19 protein-coding genes and 1 pseudogene are annotated in these 25,420 nt (G+C 72.7%); 10 read left to right on the top strand and 10 right to left on the bottom strand.

The window, feature by feature from the left end; all coding sequences use genetic code 11:
- Nucleotides 1-97: 97 nt before the first annotated feature.
- From IEW07_RS03395 to IEW07_RS03380, 4 genes and pseudogenes are all read left to right on the top strand, one after another.
- Complete coding sequence (locus IEW07_RS03395) at nt 98-1,495, top strand: MFS transporter (RefSeq protein ID WP_188534420.1); 1,398 nt, start codon at nt 98-100, stop codon at nt 1,493-1,495.
- A gap of 181 nt (nt 1,496-1,676) precedes the next feature.
- A pseudogene (gene mmsB, locus IEW07_RS03390) lies at nt 1,677-2,618 on the top strand (3-hydroxyisobutyrate dehydrogenase); the annotation flags it as partial.
- A 123-nt stretch (nt 2,619-2,741) separates the two neighbouring features.
- Nucleotides 2,742-4,265, top strand: a complete 1,524-nt coding sequence (locus IEW07_RS03385) for a CoA-acylating methylmalonate-semialdehyde dehydrogenase (protein ID WP_188534495.1) — start codon at nt 2,742-2,744, stop codon at nt 4,263-4,265.
- 163 nt (nt 4,266-4,428) lie between these two features.
- Entirely contained in the window at nt 4,429-4,614 is a 186-nt protein-coding gene (locus IEW07_RS03380; protein WP_188534418.1) for a hypothetical protein, read from the top strand.
- 18 nt (nt 4,615-4,632) lie between these two features.
- Here IEW07_RS03380 and IEW07_RS03375 read toward each other — a convergent pair whose 3' ends face one another.
- Nucleotides 4,633-5,919 carry a sensor histidine kinase gene (locus IEW07_RS03375; protein ID WP_188534417.1) on the bottom strand — a complete coding sequence of 429 codons (1,287 nt, stop codon included), beginning with the start codon at nt 5,917-5,919 and terminating at the stop codon, nt 4,633-4,635.
- A gap of 56 nt (nt 5,920-5,975) precedes the next feature.
- Between IEW07_RS03375 and IEW07_RS03370 the strand changes: the two genes are divergently transcribed.
- Nucleotides 5,976-6,635 carry a response regulator gene (locus tag IEW07_RS03370; RefSeq protein ID WP_268235518.1) on the top strand — a complete coding sequence of 220 codons (660 nt, stop codon included), beginning with the start codon at nt 5,976-5,978 and terminating at the stop codon, nt 6,633-6,635.
- Between the two features lie 195 nt (nt 6,636-6,830).
- Here IEW07_RS03370 and IEW07_RS03365 read toward each other — a convergent pair whose 3' ends face one another.
- Nucleotides 6,831-8,210: an acetamidase/formamidase family protein gene (locus IEW07_RS03365; protein WP_188534416.1), complete on the bottom strand. Its 1,380-nt coding sequence runs from the start codon at nt 8,208-8,210 to the stop codon at nt 6,831-6,833.
- A 443-nt stretch (nt 8,211-8,653) separates the two neighbouring features.
- On the opposite strand from IEW07_RS03365, the gene IEW07_RS03360 reads away from it, so the two are divergent.
- The gene (locus tag IEW07_RS03360; RefSeq protein WP_188534415.1) at nt 8,654-9,565 is read left to right on the top strand and encodes a LysR family transcriptional regulator; all 912 of its coding nucleotides are present in this window, start codon (nt 8,654-8,656) and stop codon (nt 9,563-9,565) included.
- 279 nt (nt 9,566-9,844) lie between these two features.
- Here the strand turns inward: IEW07_RS03360 and IEW07_RS03355 are convergent, their stop codons facing one another.
- The 7 genes from IEW07_RS03355 to IEW07_RS03325 form a co-directional block, all read right to left on the bottom strand.
- Nucleotides 9,845-11,260 (bottom strand): MFS transporter, encoded by a 1,416-nt coding sequence (locus IEW07_RS03355; RefSeq protein ID WP_188534414.1) that lies wholly within the window; start codon nt 11,258-11,260, stop codon nt 9,845-9,847.
- 52 nt (nt 11,261-11,312) lie between these two features.
- Nucleotides 11,313-12,527: a CaiB/BaiF CoA transferase family protein gene (locus tag IEW07_RS03350; protein WP_188534413.1), complete on the bottom strand. Its 1,215-nt coding sequence runs from the start codon at nt 12,525-12,527 to the stop codon at nt 11,313-11,315.
- 94 nt (nt 12,528-12,621) lie between these two features.
- Nucleotides 12,622-13,503 (bottom strand): 3-hydroxyacyl-CoA dehydrogenase family protein, encoded by an 882-nt coding sequence (locus IEW07_RS03345; RefSeq protein ID WP_188534412.1) that lies wholly within the window; start codon nt 13,501-13,503, stop codon nt 12,622-12,624.
- The gene (locus tag IEW07_RS03340) at nt 13,500-14,387 is read right to left on the bottom strand and encodes an enoyl-CoA hydratase/isomerase family protein (RefSeq protein ID WP_188534411.1); all 888 of its coding nucleotides are present in this window, start codon (nt 14,385-14,387) and stop codon (nt 13,500-13,502) included. The genes IEW07_RS03345 and IEW07_RS03340 overlap by 4 nt, the downstream gene beginning before the upstream one ends.
- Nucleotides 14,388-14,402: 15 nt before the next feature.
- A complete protein-coding gene (locus tag IEW07_RS03335; protein WP_229741533.1) occupies nt 14,403-16,436 on the bottom strand; it encodes a TRAP transporter permease in 2,034 nt (677 codons plus the stop codon).
- Nucleotides 16,426-17,601 (bottom strand): TAXI family TRAP transporter solute-binding subunit, encoded by a 1,176-nt coding sequence (locus IEW07_RS03330; RefSeq protein WP_188534410.1) that lies wholly within the window; start codon nt 17,599-17,601, stop codon nt 16,426-16,428. Before IEW07_RS03330 ends, IEW07_RS03335 begins: the two co-directional genes overlap by 11 nt.
- A gap of 30 nt (nt 17,602-17,631) precedes the next feature.
- Nucleotides 17,632-18,438 (bottom strand): enoyl-CoA hydratase/isomerase family protein, encoded by an 807-nt coding sequence (locus IEW07_RS03325; protein WP_188534409.1) that lies wholly within the window; start codon nt 18,436-18,438, stop codon nt 17,632-17,634.
- 194 nt (nt 18,439-18,632) lie between these two features.
- On the opposite strand from IEW07_RS03325, the gene IEW07_RS03320 reads away from it, so the two are divergent.
- Both IEW07_RS03320 and IEW07_RS03315 read left to right on the top strand, forming a co-directional pair.
- Complete coding sequence (locus tag IEW07_RS03320; RefSeq protein WP_188534408.1) at nt 18,633-19,832, top strand: acyl-CoA dehydrogenase family protein; 1,200 nt, start codon at nt 18,633-18,635, stop codon at nt 19,830-19,832.
- A 200-nt stretch (nt 19,833-20,032) separates the two neighbouring features.
- Complete coding sequence (locus IEW07_RS03315; protein WP_188534407.1) at nt 20,033-21,250, top strand: MFS transporter; 1,218 nt, start codon at nt 20,033-20,035, stop codon at nt 21,248-21,250.
- Nucleotides 21,251-21,301: 51 nt separating this feature from the next.
- Here IEW07_RS03315 and IEW07_RS03310 read toward each other — a convergent pair whose 3' ends face one another.
- Nucleotides 21,302-22,054 carry a 3-hydroxybutyrate dehydrogenase gene (locus IEW07_RS03310; RefSeq protein WP_188534406.1) on the bottom strand — a complete coding sequence of 251 codons (753 nt, stop codon included), beginning with the start codon at nt 22,052-22,054 and terminating at the stop codon, nt 21,302-21,304.
- 302 nt (nt 22,055-22,356) lie between these two features.
- Here IEW07_RS03310 and IEW07_RS03305 point away from each other — a divergent pair, with 302 nt between their 5' ends.
- Nucleotides 22,357-24,237, top strand: a complete 1,881-nt coding sequence (locus IEW07_RS03305) for a helix-turn-helix domain-containing protein (RefSeq protein WP_188534405.1) — start codon at nt 22,357-22,359, stop codon at nt 24,235-24,237.
- On the top strand, nt 24,234-25,409 hold the full coding sequence (locus IEW07_RS03300; RefSeq protein ID WP_188534404.1) for an acetyl-CoA acetyltransferase: 1,176 nt from the start codon (nt 24,234-24,236) through the stop codon (nt 25,407-25,409). The genes IEW07_RS03305 and IEW07_RS03300 overlap by 4 nt, the downstream gene beginning before the upstream one ends.
- The last annotated feature ends 11 nt before the right edge of the window (nt 25,410-25,420 follow it).

Genomic DNA, 25,420 nt, shown 5'->3' with positions numbered 1-25,420 from the left:
TGGGCGCATGGTCATTGTGAACGGGCTCACAGATCACCACACTGGGAGCAGCACAGCGTGACCACCGTCACGCCCGCCCACCACACAGGAGGTCCCCGTGAGCACTGAGGACAGGGTCGCCGCGAGCGCCGACCCGAACGACTCCCCCGAGAACCGCGGGGGACTGAAGAAGGTCGTGGCGGCCTCGATGGCCGGCACGGTCGTCGAGTGGTACGAGTTCTTCCTCTTCGCCACCGCGTCCACCCTGGTCTTCGGCCAGCTGTTCTTCGTGGACACCGGCAACCCGCTGGACGGCATCCTCAAGGCGTTCCTGATCTACGCCGTCGGCTTCATCGCCCGCCCGCTGGGCGGCATCGTCTTCGGCCACTTCGGCGACAAGTACGGCCGCAAGCACCTGCTGCAGATCTCGATCGTCATGGTCGGCGCCGCCACGTTCCTGATGGGCTGCCTGCCCGGCTTCCAGCAGGTCGGCTACTGGGCCCCCGCCATGCTCGTGGTCCTGCGCTTCGTCCAGGGCTTCGCGGTGGGCGGCGAGTGGGGCGGCGCCGTCCTGCTCGTGGCCGAGCACTCCCCGAACAAGGAGCGCGGCTTCTGGTCCAGCTGGCCCCAGGCCGCCGTGCCGCTGGGCAACCTGCTGGCCACCATCGTGCTGCTGGTCCTGTCCTTCACCCTCTCGGAGGAGGCGTTCCTCTCCTGGGGCTGGCGTGTGGGCTTCTGGCTGTCGATCATCATCGTGGCCATCGGCTACTACATCCGCACCCACGTGACGGACGCCGCCATCTTCAAGGAGGCCCAGCAGGAGGTCCGCGAGGAGAAGAGCGCGGCCTACGGCGTGGGCGAGGTCTTCCGCCGGTACCCCCGCGGCGTCTTCGGCGCCATGGGCCTGCGCTTCGCGGAGAACATCCTCTACTACGTGGTGGTGACCTTCTCGATCACCTACCTGTCCACCCAGCGGGACGTCGACACCAGCCGGATCCTGCTCCTGCTCCTGATCGCCCACGTCATCCACGCGATCACGGTGCCGATCGTGGGCCGCTTCACCGACAAGGTGGGCCGCCGCCCGCTCTACGCCGCCGGGGCCGTCCTGGGCATCGTGTGGGGGTTCATCGCCTTCCCGATGTTCAACACGGACAACAGCTTCATCATCCTCGCGGCCGTGACCCTGGGCCTGATGATCCACGCGCTGATGTACGCGGGGCAGCCGGCCATCATGGCCGAGATGTTCCCGACCCGCATGCGCTACTCGGGCGTCTCCCTGGGCTACCAGGTCACCTCGATCGTCGCTGGCTCGCTGGCCCCGATCATCGCGACCGCCCTGCTCCGCCAGTTCAACTCCTGGGTGCCGATCGCCATCTACATCGCGATCGCGTGCCTGATCACCCTGTTCGCGGTGGCCACCCTGAAGGAGACCAAGGGCATCTCCCTGCAGGACGTCGACGCCGAGGACCGGCGCCGGCTCGCCGAGGAGCGCACCGCGCGCGGCGAGGGCGCATGATCCTCTCCTCCGCCTAGGACGCGCACAGGGACGGACCGAGCCATCGGTCCGTCCCTGTGCGCGTCGCCGTCCCGGGCCGGCACGCACCCACCGCCCCGCGGCGGGCACCGGACCCCGCCGGGCAGCAGCACACCGACCAGCACCAGACCGCACCGCAACAGACCGCACAGCACAGCCAGCGCAGTTCAGAAGGGAACCGACGATGACCACCATCACCTGGATCGGCCTCGGCCACATGGGCAGCCCCATGTCCGCCAACCTCGTCAAGGCGGGCTACGACGTCCGCGGCTTCGACCTCAGCGAGGCGGCCATGAGCGCTGCGCGCGCCAACGGCGTGAAGACCTGCGGCTCCATGGAGGAGGCCCTGCAGGGCGCGGACGTCGTCTTCACCATGCTCCCCAAGGGCGAGCACGCCCGGGCGGCCTACCTCGGGGAGGAGGGCATCCTGGAGCTCGCCCCGGAGGACGCGCTGCTCATCGACAGCTCGACCATCGACGTGGAGTCGGCGCTGGCCCTGCACAAGGCCGCGGACGAGGCCGGCTTCGTGTTCGTGGACGCCCCCGTCTCCGGCGGGATCAGCGGGGCGGCGGCGGGCACGCTGACCTTCATGATCGGCGGCCACCCCCACGCCGTGGAGGCCGCCGCCGAGCACATCCGGCCGATGGCGGGCAAGATCGTCCCGACCGGCGAGGCCGGCACCGGCCAGGCCGCGAAGATCGTCAACAACATGATGCTGTTCATCTGCCTCGAGGCCTGCGCCGAGGGCTCGGTCCTGGCCGACCGGCTGGGCCTGGACCCCCGGGTCTTCTGGGACATCGCCTCGGTGTCCTCCGGCAACTCGTGGGCGCTGCAGACCTGGTACCCCGTGCCCGGCATCGTGGACTCCGCCGCGGCGAACAACAACTTCGAGGCCACCTTCAGCGCGGTCCTGGCCGCCAAGGACGCCGGCCTGGCCCTCATGGCCGGCGAGCAGACGGGCGTGGACCTGCCCGCCGCGAAGCTCGTGGCGGAGCGGCTCCAGCGCCTCATCGACGACGGCTACGGGGACAAGGACTGCTCCCTCATCACCAAGTACGCCGCACCCGACGGCAAGATCCCCGGCTGGGACCCCGACAAGGCCTGAGCACCGCGCCCCCACCAGCCACCAGCCACCAGCCACCAGCCACCAGCCACCAGACCCCACCGCACAGGACAGGACACAGCCATGCAGGACTTCAAGCACAGCGCCGAGACCACCGCTGAGCGCATGCCCCAGGACGCCGCCGCGAACGCCGCGAAGCAGGCCACCGGAGACGTCGTCGAGCACTACATCGGCGGCGAGCGCTGCGGCGGCTCCCAGCGTTCGGCCCCCGTCTACGACCCCGCCACCGGGCAGGTGACCAAGCAGGTGCTCCTGGCCAACGCCGAGGAGGTCGCCACCGCGATCGAGACCGCCGAGGCCGCCCTGCCCGCCTGGCGGGCGACCGGCCTGGCCAAGCGCACCGCCATCATGTTCAAGGTCGAGAACATCATCCGCACGCGCACCCCGGAGCTCGCGGCGATCATCACCTCCGAGCACGGCAAGGTCCTCTCGGACGCCGCCGGGGAGGTCGCCCGCGGCCTGGAGAACGTGCAGTTCTGCTCCGGCCTGATGCACCACATGAAGGGCGACTACCTCGAGCAGGCCGCGTCCGGCGTGGACGTGCACCAGACCCGCCAGCCCGTGGGCGTGGTCGCGTGCATCACCCCGTTCAACTTCCCGGCCATGGTGCCGCTGTGGATGATCACCACCGCGATCGCCGCCGGCAACACGGTGATCCTCAAGCCCTCCGAGCGGGACCCCTCCGCGGCGGTGTGGATCGCCGAGGCGTTCGCCGAGGCGGGCCTGCCCCCGGGCGTGCTCAACGTGGTGCACGGGGACAAGGAGGCCGTGGACGAGATCCTCACCAACCCGCTCGTGAAGGCCGTGTCCTTCGTGGGCTCCACCCCAATCGCCAAGTACATCTACGAGACCTCCGCCCAGAACGGCAAGCGGGTGCAGGCCCTGGGCGGGGCGAAGAACCACATGGTCGTCATGCCGGACGCGGACCTCGACGGTGCCGCCGACGCCGTGGTCTCCGCGGCCTATGGCTCCGCCGGCGAGCGCTGCATGGCGGTCTCCGTCCTGGTCACCGTGGGCGACGTGGCCGACCCGCTGATCGAGAAGGTCGCCGACCGGATCGGCAAGCTCACCATCGGCCCGGGCTCCGACCCGAAGTCCGAGATGGGCCCGCTGATCACCCGCCAGGCGCTGGACCGGGTCAACGGCTACGTGCAGGGCGCCGCGGCCGAGGGCGCGACCGTGGTGGTCGACGGGACGCAGAAGGAGTTCGACGGCGACGGCTTCTTCACCGGCATCTCGCTGGTGGACCACGTCAGGCCGGGCATGAAGGTCTACGACGAGGAGATCTTCGGCCCGGTGCTCTCCGTGGTGCGGGTGGAGACCTACGAGGAGGCCGTGAAGCTGATCAACTCGAACCAGTTCGCCAACGGCGTGGCCGTGTTCACCCGCGACGGCAAGACCGCCCGGCAGTTCGAGTTCGAGATCGAGGTCGGCATGGTGGGCGTCAACGTCCCGATCCCCGTGCCGATCGGCGCCTTCTCCTTCGGCGGCTGGAAGAACTCCCTGTTCGGCGACACCCACATGTACGGGCCGGAGTCGTTCAACTTCTACACCCGCCGCAAGCTCGTCACCACCCGCTGGCCGCACCCCTCGGAGTCCCAGATCAACCTGGGCTTCCCGACGCACTGACCGCCCGGTCCACCACCGACGACGACGTCGGCCGGCACCTTCCGCACGGGGGGCGCCGGCCGGCGTCGTCGTCGTTCCCGGACCGCCGGTGCGGGATGCCGGTGGAGGCCCCGCTCGCTAGGCTGGACGGGTCCCGCGCACCCGTCCCGAGGAGACTCCCGACATGAAGGCGACCGTCGCCGCCCTGCTCGTCGCGGCCCTGGTGATGGGCTCGGCCGGAGCCCTGCTGACCGTGCTCGACGCCGGGGAGTGGATGCCGGCCGTGGTGCTCGCGGCCCTGGCCTACGTGGGGACGTTCTGGCTGTACCGGCGGCTGCGGGAGCGGTACGCGGACCGGCAGCAGGACTGAGCTGTCCCGGGCCGACGCTCAGCGACGGCGGGGCAGCACGGTCTCGAGCACCCACCGCTCGCCCTGCGGGCCGGCGCGGAAGGTGCCGCCCAGGATCCGGACCCGCTCGGCCGCGCTCGCCAGGCCGAAGCCGGAGGACGGCAGCGCCGGCCCCGCAGCGCCCGGCGTCGTCGTCCCGGGGTCGCGGCGCAGCGGGTCGTCCAGGGGATCGCGCAGGGGGCTGCTCAGCCGGAACCGGACCTCGCGCCCGCCCTCGGCGTCGACGTCGAGGGTGCAGACCGGCTGCGGGTCCCCGTCCGGGCCCTCCTGGCGGCCGGCGCCGTGCTTGACCGCGTTCGTCACCGCCTCCCGGATCACCGGGACGAGGCCCACCCGCAGGGAGCCGTCCACGGCGTCCGGGTCGCCCCGCAGGCTCGTGTCCACCACGTAGCCCATGGACGCCAGGGCCGAGATCCCGCGGTCGAGCTCCTCGCCCACGGTCCGGGCGGAGTGCACCTCCGGGTCCTCCGCCGGGGACTCCGCGCCCAGGGCGTCCATGATCACCCGCAGGTCCTCGAGGGACTCGCGGGAGGCGTCGAGGACCACGTCCAGGAACTCCCGGACCTCGTCCATGCTGCGGGCGGACCGTGCCAGGTGGGCGTGCATGGTCGCGATGGTCATGTTGTGCGCCACGACGTCGTGGAGGTCCTGGGCGATCGACAGCCGCTCCGCGGCGACCGCCTGCCCCCGCGCCGTGCGCTCCTCCTCCGCGAGCCGCAGCGCCCGCTGGCGCCCGCGCCGGGCGGCCGCCGTCTGCCAGCCCGCCGCCGTGACCAGGGCCAGGACGGGGTACAGCACCCACCCCCAGACCGGCTCCGCGCCGTCCATCGTGAGCAGGACGCCGACCACGACGGCGAGCACCGCGGCGTACGCGACCACGAAGCGCAGGGTGGCCGTGGTGGCGACGACCACGAGCACGAGGTACATCATGAGCGTGCTCAGCGCCCACAGCGCCGGGACGCCGAGGGTCAGGGGCAGGGAGGCCACGAGCATGGCCGCGCCCCACGGGCTGCGCCAGGCGGCCACCGGCAGGGAGAAGGTGGCCAGCAGCATGTGCAGCATGTAGCACCCGGAGCGCCAGAGCGGCTCCTCCGCCCAGGTGCTGGTGAACGCCGGCACGTCCGTCACGCAGGAGGCCAGCGCCCACACCGCGGCGGCGCAGATCAGCCACCGGGGCCAGGGGACGGCGTCGAGGAAGTGAGGGGCAGCGGGTGCCGCCGCCGGGGGACGCGTCCGGGCGGGGCGGTCCGTCACTGGAGTGCTCATGGTGGTCGAACCTATCAACGTGGGACCCCGCCCCGGACGCGTGCTAGCTTGCCCCTGTGCGCAGCCTCAGAGTCCTCGTCGCCGACGACCAGCCCCTGATGCGGCGAGCCCTGCGGCTGTTCCTCGACCACGAGGACGACCTCGAGTGCGTGGGCGAGGCCGCCGACGGCCGCGAGGCGGTGGAGCTGTGCGAGCGGCTGCGCCCGGACGCGGTGCTCATGGACCTGCAGATGCCCGTGATGGACGGCCCGGAGGCGATCCGCGTCCTCGCCGAGCGGCACCCCGAGATCGTGGTGATCGCGGTGACCACCTTCTCCTCGGAGCGCTACGTCCTGCCGGCGCTGCGGGCGGGGGCCCGCGGCTACCTGCTCAAGAGCGCGGAGCCGGAGGAGTTCATCAGCGCCGTGCGCGCCGCGTGCCGGGGCACCGCCGTGCTCAGCCCCTCCGTGGCGGCCGCCCTCGTGGAGGCCGAGCCGCCCGCGCCGGAGCCGGATCCCGCGCTGCAGGCGTCCCTGACCCCGCGCGAGCGGGAGGTGCTGGAGCTCATGGGCCGCGGCGCGAGCAACGCGGAGATCGCCGCCGCGCTGCAACTGGGCGAGCCGACCGTCAAGACGCACGTGGGCAACCTGTTCGCGAAGCTGGGCGCGCGGGACCGGACCCAGGCGGTCGTCCTGGCCGCCCGCGCCGGCCTGATCCGGGTGGGCCCCGCCGACTGAGCCGCCCGTCCCTCCGGGAGCCGGGGGTCATCCCCAGGTATCGGTCGGCGGTCCCGAATCTCAGACCATGGTCCCTGTCGCCGGGGGCGCGCAGCGGGAAGAGTGGGACCGTGACGCGATCGGGCCCCCGGCGGGCCAGCGCCGGGGCGCCCGATCGCCGTCGCGCCCGATCCGTCACTCCTGATCCGTCGCTTCCTACCGGAAGTCCGCCTTGCGGATCAGCCCGTGCACGCCCACCGTGCGGTCCACGACCTGGGAGATCGCGAAGTCCGCGGCCGCCGAGAGGTAGGCGTAGGCGATGGCCCGGTCCATGCCGCGGTCGTGCTCCAGGAAGTCCAGGGCGTTGACCACGGCGCGGCGCATCGCCACGTCCAGGTCGGAGTTCTGCTCCCCGCCGCCGGAGCCCTCCGGGTCGGACAGGCCGATCGGGATCCAGTGCTCGTCGGTCTCGGCGAACGGGTAGGTGTGGGCCACCGAGGGGGCGTCCCCCTCCCCCGCCCGGCAGACGGTGAGCCGGAACGTCCCGCGCAGCGAGCCCTCCATCGCGGTGAGCGCGACCTCGCCGTCGCCCATGGCCATGTGCGGGTCCCCCACGTAGAACAGGGCGCCGTCCGCGTGCACGGGCAGGTAGAAGGTGGAGCCGACGCCCAGGTGGCGGATGTCGATGTTGCCGCCGCCGAGGGTGGGCGGGATGGAGTTGAGCAGGCCGTCGGTGGACCCCGAGCCCTGGGCGTAGGCGACGCCCATCATGCCCATGAATGGCCGCAGCGGGAAGCGGACCTGCCCGCCGCCCATCACGCCCTCGCCGTGCTCCACCGGGGTGAACACCGAGACGTTGCCGTACTGCTCCGGGTCGCCCGTGGCGCGGCCGTCCGTCCCGGCAGGAGGCATGACCTCGTCGAGGCCGATCCCGGCGGCGGCGCCGTCGGCGGTCCTCGGCAGCGCGCCCTTGCCGTGCCGGCTGGACACCACGCCGTAGGGGACGCGCAGGTCGGCGCGCAGCGTCTCGATCTTCAGGACGTCGCCCGGGCGGGCCTCCTCGACGAACACCGGCCCGGTGACCACGTGGGGGCCGTCCCTGTCGAAGTCCCGCTCGGTGCGGTCGTAGTCGCGGGCGATCTCCACCGCGTCCTCGAGCACGTCGGCCCTCCGCACGCCCTGCTCCCCGAACCAGGCCAGCGGGTCCCGCCCCTGGTCCTCGAGGATGCCCTCGTGGGAGACGGCGTCGATGGTGACGGTCTGCCCGGAGCGCATCCGCATCGCGGGCTCGGCGTCCACGGACGGGACGTAGCCCCACAGCACGCTCTCCGGGGTGGAGCGCAGGTAGTGGTCGCCGGGGATCCGGCCCGTGCCGGGCTGCAGGATCCTGCCGTGGAAGCCGGGCACCCCGCTGCCGGACGAGGGGTGGGCGGCCATCGCGGCGGCCGTGGCCGAGGGCGCCGCGTGGGCCGCGCCCATGCCGGCCCCGGTCACGGCGCCGGCGGTGGCCATGCCCGCCACGGCCCGGAGGAAGGGCCTGCGCCCCAGGCCTCGCTGCAGCTCGGTGGCGGCTCGTCGTCCGACGTGATCAGGCATGGGGTGCTCCTCGGGTCAGCGGCGTTCGGTCCGTACGCCTCTGACGGTAAGGAGGTGGTGTTTCCCGGTGCGGTCCGGCCTGTTACCGGGGAATGACGGGAACGGCGCGGCGGGACCGCCGCGGTGGAGCCCCTCGCGGGGGAAGTTTGGACAGGTCACCGGGCGCACCGGCCGGAAAGGGGCCGGGTGCGGACAGGCCGACGCCGTTGTCGGAGCTGTGCAAGTGCGCCCGTGTGACCTGCGCCACTCACAGTAGCGTCATGTGCATCAAAAGGGGGTGTCTGTGCGGAAGATGACTCATATCGAGACGGGATCGTTTCCCGATCGTGAAGACCGAGTGCCCGTCCTGTCCCGGCTGGGGAATCTGCGTGTTCCGACCGATTCGTGTCACGCGGAGCGTCAGGACTCCCCCGGTGATGTGCTGAGAGTCATAGTCTTGCGGGATGGAAGTCCACAAGGCCCAGGCGTTCCTCGCCGTCGCCGAGGAGCTGCACTTCGGCCGCGCCGCCAAGCGCCTGCACATGGCCCAGCCGCCCCTGAGCCGCCTGATCCGCCAGCTGGAGTCGGAGCTGGGGGCCTCGCTCTTCGAGCGCAACACCCGCCACGTGACCCTCACTCCCCAGGGGGAGGCCCTTCTCGAGCCCGCCCGGGAGCTCGTCATGCTCTCCCAGCGGATCAAGGACGTGGTCCGGAAGTCGCAGGAGGGCGAGATCGGGCGGGTCCGGCTCGGCTTCGCGGGGGCGTCCGTGAACCAGGCGGTGGGCGAGCTGGCGCGCCAGATCCGCCGCCGGCGCCCCGGCATCTCCCTGGAGCTCTACAGCTCCCAGTTCTCCCACGTGGGCCTGGAGAGGATCCTCGACGACTCCCTCGACCTCCTGATCGGCCGGTGGGACTTCCTGCCCGCGGAGATCAGCTCCCGGCTCATCGCCCTGGAGGAGCTGCTGATCGCGCTGCCGGAGAACCATCCCCTCGCGGACCGGGACTCCGTGGACGTCGAGGACCTCGCCGACGAGGCGTGGATCGTCCTGCCCGGGGGCGCCGGGGCCACCCTGCCCAACCGGCTCAACACGCTGGCGATGAACGCGGGGTTCGTCCCGCGCATCGTCCAGGTGGCCCCCGACTCCTGGACCCTGGTGGTCCTAGTCGGCGCCGGGATGGGCATCTCCCTCATCCTCTCCAGCGTCCGGGACAACGTCCCCTCCCGGGGCGTGGTCTACAGGCCGCTGACGCAGGAGCAGAAGCCGGTGGAGGTCCGTCTCATCTGGCGCCACGGAGACGCCAACCCCGCCCTGCGGGCCGTCATCGAGATCTCGGAGACCGTGTTCCCCGCGCCCGGGACCGCGATGGACGCCTGAAGAACTCGATCAGCGCGGAGACGGCGCCCACGAGACCCAGCAGCCAGCCGACGCCATAGGGCGGCAGGATGATGAGCGACCCCTCGAGGGGATCGAGGGCTCCGAGCAGCATGCCGGCGAGGCCGATGACGACCAGCCAGCGCGACCATGGAGCACGTGCGGGCACGTGCACCCCCTCTCACGACCTGTCCCACGGTTCCCGTGCCTCGCGGGATCCGAGGACCGGGCGGGGAGGGGCGGTGGTTCGCAGTGTAGTCCGCCGGCCACCGGGGACGAGGGTCACTGCTGGGGGACGAGCCGCGGGCGCGGCCCGCGGGTGGCGCGCAGCGCCGCGAGCAGGCCCAGCGCCATCAGGGCGAGGACGGGGAAGACGTACAGCGATGCGCCCGCGGCGTACGCCAGGGAGACCCCGGAGTAGCCGGCGGCCATCGAGAGGAAGCGGATCATGTTGTGGATGCCGACCGCGGTCCCCGAGCGCCCGGCGGGCGAGAGGACGAGCTCCGTGGCCGCCGCGCTCTGGGCGAAGGCGATGCCGGTCCCGGCGACCACGAGCCCCAGGACCACGAGGAGCACCACCACCCAGAGGGCGACCCCGAGCCGGGACGCGACCATCGCCACCGTGACGACCGGCGCGGCCACCACGAGGAGCACGACGCCGCGGGCCAGCTGCACCCCGCCGCCGCGCCGTCGGCCCACTCGCGCGGCGAAGGGGCCGGCCGCCGTCATGGCGAGCGCCAGCGTGAGGACGACGACGCCGATCTGGGCCGGTCCCAGGTCCAGGTCCGAGGCCAGGAACAGGGGCATGGCGACGATGCAGACCGCCATGGAGCCCATGGCCAGGCCCGCGCCGGCCGCGGCGGTGAGGTAGCCGGAGTCCCGCAGCAGGACGGGGTCCACCAGCGGCCGGGGCGCCTCCCGGTCCCGGCGGGCGGCGCGGGCGCGGCGCCGGGAGAGGTGGACGAACATCCCCCAGCCGAGCACCGCGCCGACCGCGAGCAGCAGCGCCCCCGCCCAGGGCGCGCTCTGCCCGACGAACACCACGGCGGCGGCCGTCGAGGCGCCCCCGAAGACGAGCCAGAACATCGCGGACACGTGCATGGGCGGACGGCGCCGGCCGACGCGGGGCATGAACACGGCCAGCAGGCCCATCAGGAGCAGGACCAGTCCGGCGTGCACGAGGAAGACCCAGCGCCACCCGAGGGCCTCGGTGATGACCCCGCCGAAGGGCGGCCCGACGGCCTGCCCCAGCCCGATGGCCGAGGCCCACGCGCCCATGGTCTGCGCCGTCCGCTCCGGCCAGGCGGTGACGAGGGCGGTCTGCACGCACGGCGGGATCGCGCTGCACGCGGCGCCCTGCACCGTGCGGGCGAGGACGAGCGTCTCCAGGCCCCCGGCGGCGGCGGCCGTGAGCTCGGCCAGGACCATGACGCCGAGGGCGGCGATCAGGAAGGTCTTCACCCCCAGCCGATCACCCAGCCACCCGGCCAGCGGAACGGACGTCGCCATGGCGACCGTGAACGCGCTGACCGCCAGGACCGACTCCTGGGCCGTCATGCCCAGGTCCGTCCGGATCACCCACAGAGGCGCGTTGATGACGTTGGAGGACATGGTCCCCATCGCGGTCGTGCCCAGCAGCGCCGGGTAGGCGATCCGCCCGGCGCGCCTGCCGGAGCGTCCCCGCCGCGTCCTGCTCATGCACGTCCGGCCTCGGCGGCGGCCGGCTCCGGGTCGGTGCGGTGGACGGCGTTCATGACGCCTTCCGGACCGCGGGCTTTCCGCTCTCCAGCCAGGCCAGGACCCGGTCGCGGTCGCCGTCGAGCCGGGGCGGGGCCTGCGTGTAGTCCACGGGGGTCCGGCTGAAGGACACCGGGTGGCGCACCGTGGGGATCTCCCGGTCCCCGGAGCCGGCGAGGGCCACGGGGTCGAGGCCGAGCCCCTGGGCGAACCGGACGCCCTCGTCGACCGCCAGGATCGGCGCGCAGGGGACCTGGACGGCCATGAGCCGCTGGAACCAGTCCTCGGCGTCCCGGACGGCGAGCCGCTCCACCATGAGCTCGCGCAGCGCCGCCCGGTTGGCGTTGCGGGCCGCCACCGTGGCGAAGCGCTGCTCCTGGGCGAGCGCGGGGACGCCCAGGCACGCGCACAGCCGGGCGAACTGCCCGTTGTTGCCCACAGCGATGACGATCTCCTTGTCCCGGGCCGGGAACGGCTCGTACGGGTAGAGGCTCGGGTGTTCGTTGCCCATGCGTGCCGGCACGGTGCCGCCGGCCACGTAGGCGGTGGACTGGTTGACGAGCCCGGACAGGGCGGAGGACAGCAGGTTCAGCTCCACGTGCTGGCCCCTGCCCGAGGCCTGCCGCTCGTGGAAGGCGCCGAGGATCCCGGTGGACGCGTGCAGACCGGTGATGACGTCGAAGAGCGCCACCCCGGCGCGGTACGGCTCGCCGTGCTGGCTGCCGGTGAGGCTCATCATGCCGGAGAGGGCCTGGGCGAGCAGGTCGTAGCCGGGCAGCTCGGCTCCCCCGGCGGTCCCGAAGCCGGTGATGGAGGCGTAGACGAGGTCCGGCCGCCACGCGCTGACGGTCTCGTAGTCGAGGCCGTACCGGGCGAGCCCGCCCGGCTTGAAGTTCTCCACGAGGATGTCCGCGCGGGCGACGATCTGCTCCACGAGGGCCAGCTGCTCCGGGTCGGTGAAGTCCAGGGCGATCGAGTACTTGTTGCGGTTCACCGACAGGAAGAAGGTGCTCTCGCCGTCCCGGTGCGGGGGCACCCAGGCGCGGGCGTCGTCGCCGGCCGCGCTCTCCACCTTGATGACGGTCGCGCCCATGTCCGCGAGGAGCATCGTGCAGTAGGGCCCGGCGAGCACCCGGCTGAGGTCCGCGACCACGACCCCCGCCAGCGGGCCCGTCCCGGGACGGCCGAAGATCTCCTGCAGGGTGTGCGCTCGCGCGGTGTGGCTCATGTCCGTTCCTCTCATCGTGGTCCTTCGTCCGTCGTGCTGTCCGTCGTGGTGCCCGTCGTGGTGCCCGTCGTCGCGCCCCCTGCCCGGCCGGTGCTCAGCCGGCGTACTCGTACCAGCCGCGGCCGCTCTTGCGGCCGTAGTGGCCCTGCTCGTAGAGCTTCTGCACGGAGGGGTGGGGCAGGTCCGCGGGGTCCCCGCTCTGCTCGTGCTCCGCCATGCGGATCAGGTAGGAGACGTCGATGCCGACCAGGTCCATGAGCTCGAACGGGCCCATGGGGTGGCCCAGGGCGGTCCGCGCCGCCGTGTCGATGTCCTCGAAGCTCGCCACCCCGGCCGCCTCGAGGCGCAGGGCCTCGTCCCGCAGGGCCCCGAGGAGGCGGTTGGCGACGAAGCCGGGGACCTCCTGGTTGAGCCGGACCGGCTGCTTGCCGAGCCGGCGGGCCAGCTCCACCGTGGTCTCGACGGTCGCGTCCGAGGTCTGCGGGTTCCGCACCACCTCGACGCACGCCATGACGAGCGCGGGGTTGAAGAAGTGCATGTTGCACACCCTGTCCGGGCGCCCCGTGGCGTCCATGAGCAGCGAGGACGGGATGGTCGAGGAGTTCGTGGCCAGGACCGCGTGCTCGGGGGCGACCTCGTCGAGGTCCGCGAACAGCTGCCGCTTGATGTCGAGGCGCTCGACGGCGGCCTCGACCACGAAGTCGGTGGAGCGGGCGGCCTGGAGGGAGTCGGTCGTGTAGGCCATCCGCCCCAGGGCCGCGTCCACCTCCTCCCGGGTGCGGGCGCCCTTCTCGGCGAGCCGCCCGAGGCGGCGGCGCACCTCGTCGCGGGACCGCGCGAGGGCGTCCGGGGCGAGGTCGCTCGTCGTGACGTCGTATCCGGCGAGGGCGAAGACCGCGCCGATCTGGGTGCCCATGGCACCGGATCCCACGACGAGGACGCTGCGGACGGCGTCGGCGGTCGGCTGGGGGGTCATGGCTGCTCCTTCGGGGCCGGGCGGCCCGGGTCGGTGGGCGGTCGGTCGTCGTGCTGGGGGAAGCGGGCGGGGCGCTTCTCGAGGAAGGCGCCCGCGCCCTCGGACTTCTCGTCGGAGGCGTAGAGCAGGGACTGGGCCAGGCGCTCCAGCAGCAGGCCCGTGCGCTGGTCGGTCTCGGCGCCGCTGCGCACCACGAGCTTGGCGAGCCGCACGGCCAGCGGGCCCTTCGCCAGGATCGTCCCGGCGGTGGCGAGGGCGGCGTCCAGCAGGCCGTCCCGCGGCACGACGCTGGTCACCAGGCCGATCCGCAGGGCCTCCTCGGCGTCGATGATCCGGCCGGTGAGGATCATCTCCTGGGCCCGGCCGAGGCCGACGAGCCGCGACAGCCGCTGGGTGCCGCCGGCCCCGGGGAGGATGCCGAGGTTGGTCTCGGGCAGCCCGAACCGGGCGTTCTCGGCGGCGATGCGAATGTCGCAGGACATCGCGAGCTCGTTGCCGCCGCCCAGGGCGAAGCCGTTGACCGCCGCGACCGTGGGCAGCTCGAGGTCCTGGATCCGGTCGTAGAGGCGCTGCATGCGGGCGCGCAGGCCGTCCCGCATCGTGTAGCCGACCAGCTGCGAGATGTCCGCGCCGGCCACGAACGCCTTCTCCCCGGCGCCCGTGAAGACCACGGCGCCGACGTCCCGCCGCCGCTCGCACTCGTCGAGGGCGGCCTCGATCCCGTCCAGCACCCCGGCGTTGAGGGCGTTGCGCACCTCCGGGCGGTTCACGGTGAGCACGGCGACCCGGTCCCGGACCTCCACGGTGACCGACGGGGCCGTGGGCACGTCCGCGGGGGTGGCGGCGGCCCTGTCAGTGGCCGACTCAGTGGTGGTGTTCGTCATGACGGGTCCTTCCGGTCAGAGGGTCGCGGGGGCCGCGGCGGTGGCCGGGGCGGGAACGGCGTCGTCGTCGGCCGCGGGCTCGGGCGCGTCCCCCCGCTCGGCCTCGGGGGCCGGCCGCACGGTGAGGAAGGTGAGCAGCACGCTCCCGGCCACCAGGGCGAGGCCGACGACGGCGGCGAGCGCCGTGGGCAGGAACAGCAGGAACCCGCCGACCGCGGCCGTGACCCGGAACAGCACCGGCATCCGCCGGTCGAAGCCGACCGTCCAGCCCTCGATCGCCGAGGCCAGGGCGTAGACCCCCACGATGCTCAGCGCGAAGGCCAGCACGATCCGGCCGGGCGAGTCCTGCGCCACGAGCGCGGGGTTGAGGGCGAAGCCGAAGGGGACGATGTACTTCACCGCGCCGAGCTTCATGGCCGCGACGCTCGTGGCCATCGCCGGCGCCTTGGCCAGACCGGCCGCCGCGAAGGCGGCCAGGCCCACGGGCGGGGTGATGTAGGAGACGGAGGCCCAGTAGATGACGAACAGGTGGGCCGCGAGCGGGTTGACGCCCAGGTCGATGACCGCGGGGACCATGACGATGGCCAGGAAGACGTAGGCCGCCGAGATCGTCATGCCCATGCCCATGATGAAGCAGGTCACCGCACCGGCGATGAGGATCAGGACCACGTTGTCCCCCACCAGCGCGACGAGCTCGCGGGCCAGGGACAGGCTCACGCCGGTTGCCGTGAGACCGCCGACGATGAGGCCCACGCCGGCGATGATGCCGATGATGCTGCTCAGCGTCCTGCCGGAGTCCACGAGGAACTCCGTGAACTCGCGCGGGCCGAACGTCCTGCCGGGCCGCAGGACGGCCACGGCGAGCAGCACCGCGATGACGTAGTAGGGCACCTGGGTCTCGGAGTTCGTGACGAACAGCAGGCCGGTCAGCAGCATGAGGGCGAGGACGTAGGGCCAGCCGGCCACGAGGGTCGCCACGGTCCGCGGCAGCCGGTCCACGGGCACGCCGCGCAGGCCCCGGCGGGCCGCGTAGCCGTCCACCTGCAGGTAGATGCCAAGGAAGTAGAGGACGGCGGGGATGGTCGCCGCGACCAGGATCTCGGTGTAGGGCACGCCCACGAAGGAGACCATGAGGAAGGCCGCGGTGCCCATGATGGGCGGGGTGATGGATCCCCCGGAGGACGCCGTGGCCTCGATGCCGCCGGCGTAGGTGGGGCTGAACCCGGAGCGCTTCATGGCCGGGATCGTCATGGGGCCCGTGGTCAGGACGTTGGAGACCGCGCTGCCGCTCATCATGCCCATGGCCGCGCTGCTGGCCACGGAGACCTTCGCCGCCCCGCCGCGGTACCGGCCGAAGATCGACATCGCGAGGTTGTGGAAGAAGTCGGCGCCCCCGGTGTGCTGGAGCGCCACGCCGAAGACGAGGAAGCCCACCAGGATGGTCGCGGCGGTCTGGATGGGCAGGCCCAGGATGCTCTCCGCGCCCATGGCGTGCACCTGCGCCAGCGTCGGCAGGTCGTAGGTGACGCCCTGCAGGACGCCGATCGGCAGCCGTTCGGCGACGAGCGGGTAGAGGGAGAAGACCAGGGCGATGACGGTCACCGCGAGCCCGCCGGTCCGGCGGAGGACCTCCAGGACCACGGCCCACAGCACGAAGGCCGCGACCGTGGCGACGGCGGGCGCCATGAACTCCCACCCGAAGTTCTTGATCCGCGTCCCGTTGAACGCGAAGTACACGCACGCCGCGGCCGAGACGAGCATGAGGGCGACGTCGTACCACCGGACCGGGGACTCGAGCGCGGCGGCCGCCTGCCCGGAGCCCTGCGTGGCCTCGACCTTCTCGGCCAGCGGCACCTTGCGCAGGGGGTTGACGATGAACACGACCGGCAGGAAGCAGGCCATCACCAGGTACAGGTAGGAGTTGGTCAGCAGGGCCAGGCCGAACAGGTTCCAGAAGAACACCTGGTTCATGGCCAGCAGCACGCCCAGGACGGTCAGCACGATCACGACCGCCCTCCAGAAGGGCGTCATCCGGGTCTCAGTCCTCATCGTCGGTCCCTTCGTCGATCTCGGTGGTCGGTTCGCCGTCCAGCTCGGTCTTCTTCCAGGCCGCCCAGTTCGCGGCGAGATCCTCCTCCGAGGACGCCTCCACGACCCCGGGCCACGCCTCGCGCATCCTCTCGCCGCGCTCGATCAGCGCGTCGTTCTTCCGTTCGAGCTCCTCGGTCCACACGCCCTGCTCCTCGAAGTAGCGGACGGTGCCCTCGTGGAAGGGGACGACCAGGGGCTCCTTGAGCACGGCCTCGAAGCTGAACTGCTTGGCGTCCGGGGTGGTGCCCTCGTAGTGCTCGAAGTTCTCGGCGATGGCCCGCACCACGCCGTGGACCTCGTCCGCGTCGCGGGAGCCCAGGGTGGTGAGGGGGATCGTGTACTCGAGGACGCGGGCGCTCTCGCCCTCCTCCATGCCGGCGCCGCCCGTGACCTCGCCGACCGTGACCATGGGGGCGAGCTCCTTCCAGGTGCGGTAGCGGGCCGGGTCGGGGTCGTCGAAGGTGAGCCACTTGACGTCGGTCTTGCTCGCGAGCTCCTCGATGTTGGAGCCCACGACGTTCTGGTACATCGCGTCGATCTGGCCGCCCTCGAGGCCGGCGATCTGCTCGCCGTACGCGATGGGGACCTGTTCCACGTCCTCCCAGCCGAGGCCGCCGTAGTTGAGGAAGCCCTCCATCTTGTTGTTGATCGAGGTGTTGGCGGTCAGCTTGGGGAACCGCTTGCCCTCGAGGTCCTCGAAGGAGTCGATGCCGCTGTCCTCGCGCACCAGCAGCCCGTAGTTGCCCGGCGGCGCCCACACCATGCGGATGTCCTGCGGGCCCCACTCGGCGCTGGCGTACTCGTAGTCGCCCTCGAAGGCGTAGTAGTACTCGTCGCCGGCCCGGGAGTAGTCCACGGTGCCGTTCACGAGCGGGGCGAGCCGGCCGATGCCGGTGTCCGCCGTCATGAGGCGCACCTGCACCCCCTCCTCGGTCGTGAGCGTGTTGGCGATGGCGGCGAGGTCGTTGTAGGTGCCCGTGCCCACGTTGTAGGTGGACCACACCAGCTGCTGGGGCAGGCCGTTGGGGCCCAGGGGTTCCTCGGCCTCGGCCGCGGCGCACCCGGACAGGCCCAGCAGCGAGACCGCGGCCAGGGCTGCGAGTTGAGTCTTCGTTGTCCTCATGACGACCTTTCGACGTGTGACGGGGCGTGCTCAGTGCCCGGAGAAGACGGGGGCGCGCTTCGTGAAGAAGGACTGCTTGCCCTCCAGGAAGTCGGCCGTCCCGAAGAGCTGGGGCTGGTGGGCCCGTTCGAGGGCCAGGGCGTCCTCGAGGGACTCCGAGGCCTCCCGGAGACCCCGTTTCACCGCGGCGACGGCCAGCGGGGCGCGGGTGGCGAGCTCCGCGGCCCGGGCGACCGCGGCGTCCAGCACGTCCGCGTCGGCCACCACCCGGTCCGCGAGGCCCATGCCCAGGGCGGTCCGCGCGTCCACGGGGGCGGCCTCGAGCAGGAGCGTCCGGGCCCGGGCCGGGCCCACCCGCTGGGCCAGGGAGTGCACCAGCCCGCCGTCCGGCATCAGCCCCAGCCGGGTGAACGGCAGGAGGAACCGGGCGCCCTCGCCCGCGACGACGACGTCGCAGCAGCACACCAGCCCGACCGCCACGCCGGCCGCGGGTCCGGCCACCGCCGCGACGACCGGCTTGCTCATCGACGCGAGCTCCTGGACCAGGGCTGCCACGTCCGCCATCCGGGCGGCGGCCTCCTCCGGACCGGAAGGGGGCATCGCGGCGAGGTCGCCGCCGCCGCTGAAGCAGGCCCCTGCCCCCGTGATCACCACGGCCCCCGCCGTCCGGTCCGCCGCCAGCTCGGCGAGGGCAGTCCGCAGGCGCCGGCGCAGCTCCGCGCCGAGCACGTTGCGGCGGGACGGGTCCTCGATCGTCACGACGGCGACGGCGCCCACGCGGTCGATGCGGACCCGGGGCGGGGCAGGCGGTGGGGAGCACGGAAGCAGGTCGGGCACGGCGGTTTCCTCCAGGACGGGCCGGGGATGTATCGCAGCTCACATTTCCACGACCGACTATGAAACGTCGAATACCTGTTTTCCACCTCAGTGATACCTATTGGTCAATAATCTGCGCAATGCTGTTGCGCGGCTCACAAATGCGGAATTCTCGAGGGAGGCGCCCGCCTGTCCCGACTCCCAGGAGGATCCCCATGAACACCGCCCCTGCCGTCCCCGCGACCGCCGTCACCGATCTGCTGGACCTCGAGTCCGACCTCAGCCCGGAGGAGCTCGAGACCCGGGATGCCGTGCGGGAGTTCGTGGACCGGCGGATCCGCCCGAACATCGCCGGGTGGTACGCCGACGCCGTCTTCCCGCGGGAGATCGTGCCCGAGATGGCGGCGCTCGGCCTGCTGGGCATGCACATCCAGGGCTACGGCTGCGCCGGGAAGTCCGCCGTGCAGTACGGCATCGCCATGCAGGAGCTGGAGGCCGGGGACTCGGGGCTGCGCACGTTCGTCTCGGTCCAGGGCTCGCTCGCCATGTCCGCGATCGCCAAGCACGGCTCCGAGGAGCAGAAGCAGCGCTGGCTGCCCGGCATGGCCGCCGGCGAGATCGTCGGGTGCTTCGGCCTCACCGAGCCGACGGCGGGCTCGGATCCCTCCACCATGGCGACCACGGCGGTGCGCGACGGCGACGAGTGGGTGCTCGACGGCGCGAAGCGCTGGATCGGCCTCGCCTCCATCGCCGACGTCGCCGTCATCTGGGCGAAGGCCGTCGACGAGAGCGGCCGGGCGCGGGTCCGGGGCTTCCTGGTGCCCACCTCGACGCCGGGCTTCACGGCCACCCCGATCGAGCCGAAGCTGTCGATGCGCGCCTCGATCCAGTGCGACATCGCCCTCGAGGGCGTCCGGCTGCCGGCCGACGCGATCCTGCCCGAGAACCCCGGCCTCCGCGGGCCCTTCTCGTGCCTCAACGAGGCCCGCTACGGCATCGTCTGGGGCGCCCTTGGCGCCGCCCGGGACAGCTTCGACGCGGCCCTGGCGTACTCGCAGCAGCGCATCCAGTTCGACAAGCCGCTCGCGGCGTACCAGCTCTCCCAGGAGAAGCTCGTCAACATGGCCCTCGAGATCCAGAAGGGCCAGCTGCTGGCGCTGCGCATCGGCCGGCTCAAGGACGCCGGGCGGCTGGAGAACCACATGATCTCGGTGGGCAAGCTCAACAACTGCCGGATCGCGATCGAGGTCTGCCGGGAGGCCCGGACCATGCTGGGCGGCAACGGCATCACCCTGGAGCACTCGCCGCTGCGCCACGCCAACAACCTGGAGTCGGTGCGCACGTACGAGGGCACCGACGAGGTGCACACCCTGGTGCTCGGCCAGCACCTGACGGGGATCTCCGCTTTCCGCTGAGCGGGCGGACGGGGCGCACCGGAGAGGGCGCGGCGGGCACGACGGGGCGCGCGCATGTCCTGACAATTCGACCAAGATCACACTCCCGGGGCATTGGGTGCCCCGGTGATCGCCCGTAGCATCGACAAGAGGATCTGCACGGGCTCGACGTCGCGCCTTCCCCCCTCCCCGCCTCCCCGCCCCGTACGGAAGGACCTCCCGTGTCCGCGACCAACACCGCCCTGCTCAAGGTGGTCAACGCCCCCGGCCCCACCGGCACCCGCCTCGCCATCCTCGCCCTGGCCCTGGGCGGCTTCGGCGTCGGCACCACCGAGTTCGCCTCGATGGGCCTGCTGCCCTTCGTGGCCGAGGACTTCGGCGCCCCGATCCCCTCGGTCGGCCACGCCATCTCGCTCTACGCCCTCGGCGTGGTCGTCGGCGCGCCGCTGATCACCACGCTGGCCGCCCGCGTGGAGCGCAAGACGCTCCTGCTGCTGCTGATGGCCGTCTTCACCGTAGGCAACGGCCTGTCCGCGGCGGCGCCCTCCCTGGAGTGGCTCTACGTGGCGCGCTTCCTCTCCGGCCTGCCCCACGGGGCCTACTTCGGGGTCGCCGCCGTGGTGGCGGCCTCCCTGGTGCCGCGCGAACGCCGGGGCACCGCCGTGGCCCGGGTGATGCTCGGTCTGACCATCGCCAACATCGTCGGCGTCCCCTTCGCCGCGGCCCTCGGCGGGGCCTTCGGCTGGCGGACGGCCTACGCCCTGGTCGTGGCGATGGGGCTGCTCACCGTCGCGGCGCTGGCGGCCTGGGTGCCGCGCACCCACAACGACGGCGGCGTCTCCGCGGGCCACGAGCTGCGAGCCCTGGCCCGTCCCCAGGTGGTCCTGACCCTCGTGGCCGGCGCGGTCGGCTTCGGCGGCATGTTCGCGGTCTACACCTACATCTCCCCCACGCTCACCGACCTGACCGGCCTGGAGATCTCCACCGTGCCGTGGGTGCTGGCCGTGTTCGGCGTGGGCATGACCCTGGGCTCGCTGCTGGCCGGACCGCTCATCGACCGTTCGATCGAGCGCACCGCCCTGGGCGCGGGCGCCCTCTCTGGGGTGGCCCTGGCCTTCTTCGGGCTGCTCGCCCACTCCCCGGTCGCCGCCGTGCTCGGCGTGCTGTGGATCGGGATCATGGGCTCCATCTTCACGACCTCCCTGCAGGTCCGCCTGCTGCGCGAGGCCAAGGACGCCCCCTCCCTGACCGCGGCCATGAACCACGCGGCGTTCAACCTGGCCAACGCGATGGGCGCCTTCCTCGGCGGCCTCGTGATCTCGGCCGGCTGGGGCTACCGCTCCCCGGCCTGGGTGGGCGTCGGGCTGGCCCTGGCGGGCCTGCTGATCCTGGGGTGTGCGGTCCGGGCACGCCGGCGCGCCCAGGCCACGCAGGGCTAGCCCACCCGAGGCCGGCAGCCGCCGCCTCCCGCGGGACGTCCGCGCACCGCCCTACCGCGCGGTCCAGCCGCCGTCCATCGTGTAGGACGCGCCCGTGACCATCCGGGCGTCCTCGCCCACGAGCCAGGTCGCGAGGCTGGCGACCTCGTCCGCCTCGAGCAGCTGCTTGATGGGGATCTCCTTGAGGAAGACCTTCTCCAGGACCTCCTGCTCGGAGACGCCGTGGACCTTCGCCTGGTCCGCCACCTGGTTCTGGACGATCGCCGACCACACGTAGGACGGGTTGATGCAGTTGCTGGTGACCCCGTGCGGCGCGCCCTCCAGGGCGGTCGTCTTCGACAGGCCCTCGAGGCCGTGCTTGGCGGCCACGTAGGCGCTCTTGAACGGCGAGGCGCGCAGCCCGTGCACGGAGGAGAGGTTGACGATCCTGCCCCACTGCTTGTCGTACATGTGCGGGAGGGCGGCACGGATCAGCAGGAACGGGCTCTCGAGCATGATCGCCAGCATGCGCCGCAGCATGGCGGGGTCGAAGCTCTCGATCGGCTCGACCTTCTGGATGCCGGCGTTGTTGACCAGGATGTCGCAGTCGAGGCTCAGCTCCGCGAGGGAGTCCGGGTCCGAGAGATCCAGGACCCACGGCTCCCCGCCCACCTCGTCGGCGGCCCGGCGCACGCCCTCCTCGTCGACGTCGGCCAGCACGACGGCGGCCCCCCGCTCCGCGAACGACCGCGCGACGGCCAGGCCGATGCCCCCGGCCCCGCCCGTCACCAGTGCCTTCTTGCCCGTGAGATCAACCGGCCTCATGAACGTTCCTTCCACGCGTCGACAGCAGGCATCGATGTGATGCACCTCACTTACCCTATGCGGGACTGGCGCGGGGGGAACATGGATGCGGCACCACAGCTGAGCCCTTCCATATGGACGGATCCACATGGCCCCGGGCTCCCCTCACCCCGTAGTGTGATGTGCGACACCTGTGGAGGAATGCTGAGGAACGAGGACCCGTCCATGGATCGCACACCGCCCCGCCCGCGCCGGCGGCCCACCGTCGCCGAGCGGCCCCGCACCGGCGCGGGCCGGATCCGCCGGCCCGGCGCACCGCGGCGATGACCTCCCTCCAGGACCCGGCCGGGGCGCTGCTGCGCCTCGTGGCCGGCGGCGCGGCGGAGCAGGAGCTGCGGGCGGTGCCGGGCACCGCCCCGGACGCCGCGGAGATCGCCGTGGGGCTGAGGTCCCGCCTCGTGGAGCTCGAGGAGCGGGTCCGCTCGACCGACCAGCTGATCCAGTCCCTGAACGAGCTCTCGGGCTCCGGGGGCCTGGACGCCCTCCTGAGGACCGTGGTGGCCCGCGCCCGGCGCCTGCTGCTGTCGGAGGTCGCCTACTTCCTGGCCTTCGACGCCGTCACCGGCCGCGCCCGGGTGCGGGTCTCGGACGGCATCATGTCCGACGCCTTCACCCGGCTCGAGGTGGACGGCGCGACCGGCATCGCCGGGTTCATCGCGCACACCCGCACGCCGAGCTGGACGAGCGACTACCTCTCCGACCCGCGCTACCGCCACACGGAGACCATCGACACGACCACCACCGAGGAGGGGCTGCGCGCCCTCGTCGGGGTGCCCGTCATGAAGAACGGCTCCGTCCTCGGGGTGCTGCTGGCCAGCGACCGGCGGGTCCACGACTTCCGCCACCAGGACGTGGACCTCCTCCAGTCGCTGGCCGACCACGCCGCGATCATCATCGACAACGAGCGGGCGCACGCGGCGCACCGGGACGACCGGCGCGAGCTCGAGACCGCGGTGGCGGAGCTGCGGTCGCGGGAGTCCGAGACCCAGCAGCTCGTCGACTTCCAGGACCGGCTCTTCGGGGTCCTGCTCAACGGGGGCTCGCTCCAGTCGCTGATCCGCCTGATCCGGCAGCAGCTCGGCGGCCGGGTCCGGGTGGAGGACGAGAGCGGCGCCGTCGTGGTCTCCGCCGAGGAGGACGACGGAGGTCCGGACGACGGGGCCGAGGACGACGACGGGGCGGGAACCGCCGCCGGCGGCCGCTGCGCCACCCGCGTGCCCCTGACGCGGGAGGGGCGGCACCTCGGGGACCTCGTCCACGTGAGCGCCCTCCCCCTCCGCCTGGGGGAGGCCGGCGACCGCATCCTCACCCGGGCCGCCGCCACCACGGCGCTCGTCCTGGACGGCCTCCGGGGATCGGTCTCCACGGGGCTGCTCACCGCGAGCCACCTGGTGCAGGACCTGCTGCGCGACCCCTCGGGGGACCACGCGATCCGGATCCGCGCCGCCCTGGGCATCGACCCTGCGGAGCTGGACGTGGTCGCCGTCGTCGAGTGCCCGGCCACGCCGCGGCACGAGCTGCTCGTGCCGGCGCACCGGATCGCCGAGGAGCGGGGAGGCCTGGCCGCCGAGATCGACGGCCAGGTGCTCCTGTGGCTGCGCGGCGAGGAGCCCCAGGCCGTGGCCGCCGGCCTGCACCGGGCGTTCTCCCGGGCCCTCGGGGCGCCCGTCCTCGTGGGCGCGGACGACCGTCCGGTGACGCCGGAGACCCTGGGCGCCGGCCTCGCCCGGGCCGCGGACACCGTGCGCTCGCTGCAGGCCCTCGGCTGGGCCGACGCGTGGGCGCTGCCCGACGACGTCGCACCCCTGCCGGCGCTGCTCGGGCGGCTCAGCGCGGACGAGCTGGCCGCGTTCGTCGAGCGGGAGCTGGGCCCGGTGATGGCCTACGACCGGGCCAACGGGACGGCCCTCCTCACCACCCTCCTGGTCCAGCAGGCGACGGGCAGCACCGCGCAGACCGCGCGGACGCTGTTCGTCCACCCCAACACCGTCCACCAGCGCCTGGCCCGGGTCGAGCAGCTGCTGGCGGACGTCCGAACCACTCCCCTCCAGCAGCAGCTGGCCCTGACCGTCCGGCAGCTGCGCCCCGACACGCCCCACTCCCCGCCGGCACGCCGCCCGCGGAACCCGGAAGGAACCCCATGAGCACCCGCACCCTCGACAGGACCGTCTCCGTCATCGGCACCGGCCACACGCCGTTCGGACGGCTGGCCGACCGGAGCCTGGAGGACCTCGTCACCGACGTGGTGAGCCAGGCGCTGGACGACGCCCAGGCGGGCCCCGACGAGGTCGACGCGGCCTTCCTGGGGCAGTTCAACTCCGGCCTCACGCCCCTGGCGTTCCCGTCCTCCCTGGTGCTCCAGGCCGACGACCGGCTGCACGGCACCCCGGTCACCCGGGTCGAGAACGCCTGCGCCTCCGGCTCGGCGGCCGTCCACCAGGGCATCCAGGCCATCCTGGCCGGCACCGCCCGCACGGTGCTCGTCGTGGGCGTGGAGAAGATGACCCACGCGTCCGCCGACCTCGTGGGCTCCGCGCTGCTCGGCGCCGACTACGAGCTGGCGGGCCGGGAGTCCACGACGGGCTTCGCCGGCCTGTTCGCCCGCGTCGCCCAGGCCTACGCCGAGCGCTACGGGGACGTCTCCGACGCCATGGCCATGGTGGCCGCCAAGAACCACGCCAACGGCGTGCAGAACCCGTGGGCCCAGCTGCGCAAGGACCTCGGCTACGAGTTCTGCCGCACGGTCTCGGACCGGAACCCCATGGTGGCCGACCCGCTGCGGCGCACCGACTGCTCGCCCGTCTCGGACGGCGCGGCCGCGCTCGTCCTCCGCGCCGGGGCCGACGGCGGAGCCCTGGCCACCGTCGCGGGCTTCGGGCAGGCCAACGACTACCTGCCGATGGACCGGCGGGACCCCGTGGCGTTCGAGGCCACCGCCCTGTCCATCGCCCGCGCCATGGACATGGCCGGGACGACGCTCGAGGACCTCGACCTCGCGGAGGTCCACGACTGCTTCACCATCGCCGAGCTCGTGGTCTACGAGGCCATGGGGCTCACGCCGCGGGGCGAGGCCGGCCGGGCGATCAGCGAGGGCTGGACGCAGCCGGACGGGCGGCTGCCCGTCAACCTCTCCGGCGGCCTCAAGGCCAAGGGGCACCCCGTGGGGGCCACCGGCGTGTCCCAGCACGTCCTGACGACGATGCAGCTGTCCGGGCGGGCCGGCGGGATGCAGCTGCCCCGCGCGGACGTGGGCCTGGTGCAGAACATGGGCGGGCTCGGGGTGGCCAACTACGCCACGGTGCTCAGGTCCGTGTGACGACGGCCCGG

Origin of the sequence: Kocuria dechangensis (assembly GCF_014636775.1) — a bacterium.
GTDB classification, from domain to species: domain Bacteria; phylum Actinomycetota; class Actinomycetes; order Actinomycetales; family Micrococcaceae; genus Kocuria; species Kocuria dechangensis.
The sequence above is the reverse complement of the archived record's forward strand: the minus strand, read 5'-3'. Positions and strand labels throughout refer to the sequence as shown.

What these genes read in the sequence shown, in the direction of transcription:
- IEW07_RS03385 (WP_188534495.1), top strand. Translation starts at nt 2,742, where the DNA reads ATGCCCCAGGACGCCGCCGCGAACGCCGCGAAGCAGGCCACCGGAGAC.
- IEW07_RS03380 (WP_188534418.1), top strand. Translation starts at nt 4,429, where the DNA reads ATGAAGGCGACCGTCGCCGCCCTGCTCGTCGCGGCCCTGGTGATGGGC.
- IEW07_RS03375 (WP_188534417.1), bottom strand. Translation starts at nt 5,919, where the DNA reads ATGAGCACTCCAGTGACGGACCGCCCCGCCCGGACGCGTCCCCCGGCG.
- IEW07_RS03365 (WP_188534416.1), bottom strand. Translation starts at nt 8,210, where the DNA reads ATGCCTGATCACGTCGGACGACGAGCCGCCACCGAGCTGCAGCGAGGC.
- IEW07_RS03360 (WP_188534415.1), top strand. Translation starts at nt 8,654, where the DNA reads ATGGAAGTCCACAAGGCCCAGGCGTTCCTCGCCGTCGCCGAGGAGCTG.
- IEW07_RS03355 (WP_188534414.1), bottom strand. Translation starts at nt 11,260, where the DNA reads ATGAGCAGGACGCGGCGGGGACGCTCCGGCAGGCGCGCCGGGCGGATC.
- IEW07_RS03350 (WP_188534413.1), bottom strand. Translation starts at nt 12,527, where the DNA reads ATGAGCCACACCGCGCGAGCGCACACCCTGCAGGAGATCTTCGGCCGT.
- IEW07_RS03345 (WP_188534412.1), bottom strand. Translation starts at nt 13,503, where the DNA reads ATGACCCCCCAGCCGACCGCCGACGCCGTCCGCAGCGTCCTCGTCGTG.
- IEW07_RS03340 (WP_188534411.1), bottom strand. Translation starts at nt 14,387, where the DNA reads ATGACGAACACCACCACTGAGTCGGCCACTGACAGGGCCGCCGCCACC.
- IEW07_RS03335 (WP_229741533.1), bottom strand. Translation starts at nt 16,436, where the DNA reads ATGAGGACTGAGACCCGGATGACGCCCTTCTGGAGGGCGGTCGTGATC.
- IEW07_RS03330 (WP_188534410.1), bottom strand. Translation starts at nt 17,601, where the DNA reads ATGAGGACAACGAAGACTCAACTCGCAGCCCTGGCCGCGGTCTCGCTG.
- IEW07_RS03320 (WP_188534408.1), top strand. Translation starts at nt 18,633, where the DNA reads ATGAACACCGCCCCTGCCGTCCCCGCGACCGCCGTCACCGATCTGCTG.
- IEW07_RS03310 (WP_188534406.1), bottom strand. Translation starts at nt 22,054, where the DNA reads ATGAGGCCGGTTGATCTCACGGGCAAGAAGGCACTGGTGACGGGCGGG.
- IEW07_RS03305 (WP_188534405.1), top strand. Translation starts at nt 22,357, where the DNA reads ATGACCTCCCTCCAGGACCCGGCCGGGGCGCTGCTGCGCCTCGTGGCC.
- IEW07_RS03300 (WP_188534404.1), top strand. Translation starts at nt 24,234, where the DNA reads ATGAGCACCCGCACCCTCGACAGGACCGTCTCCGTCATCGGCACCGGC.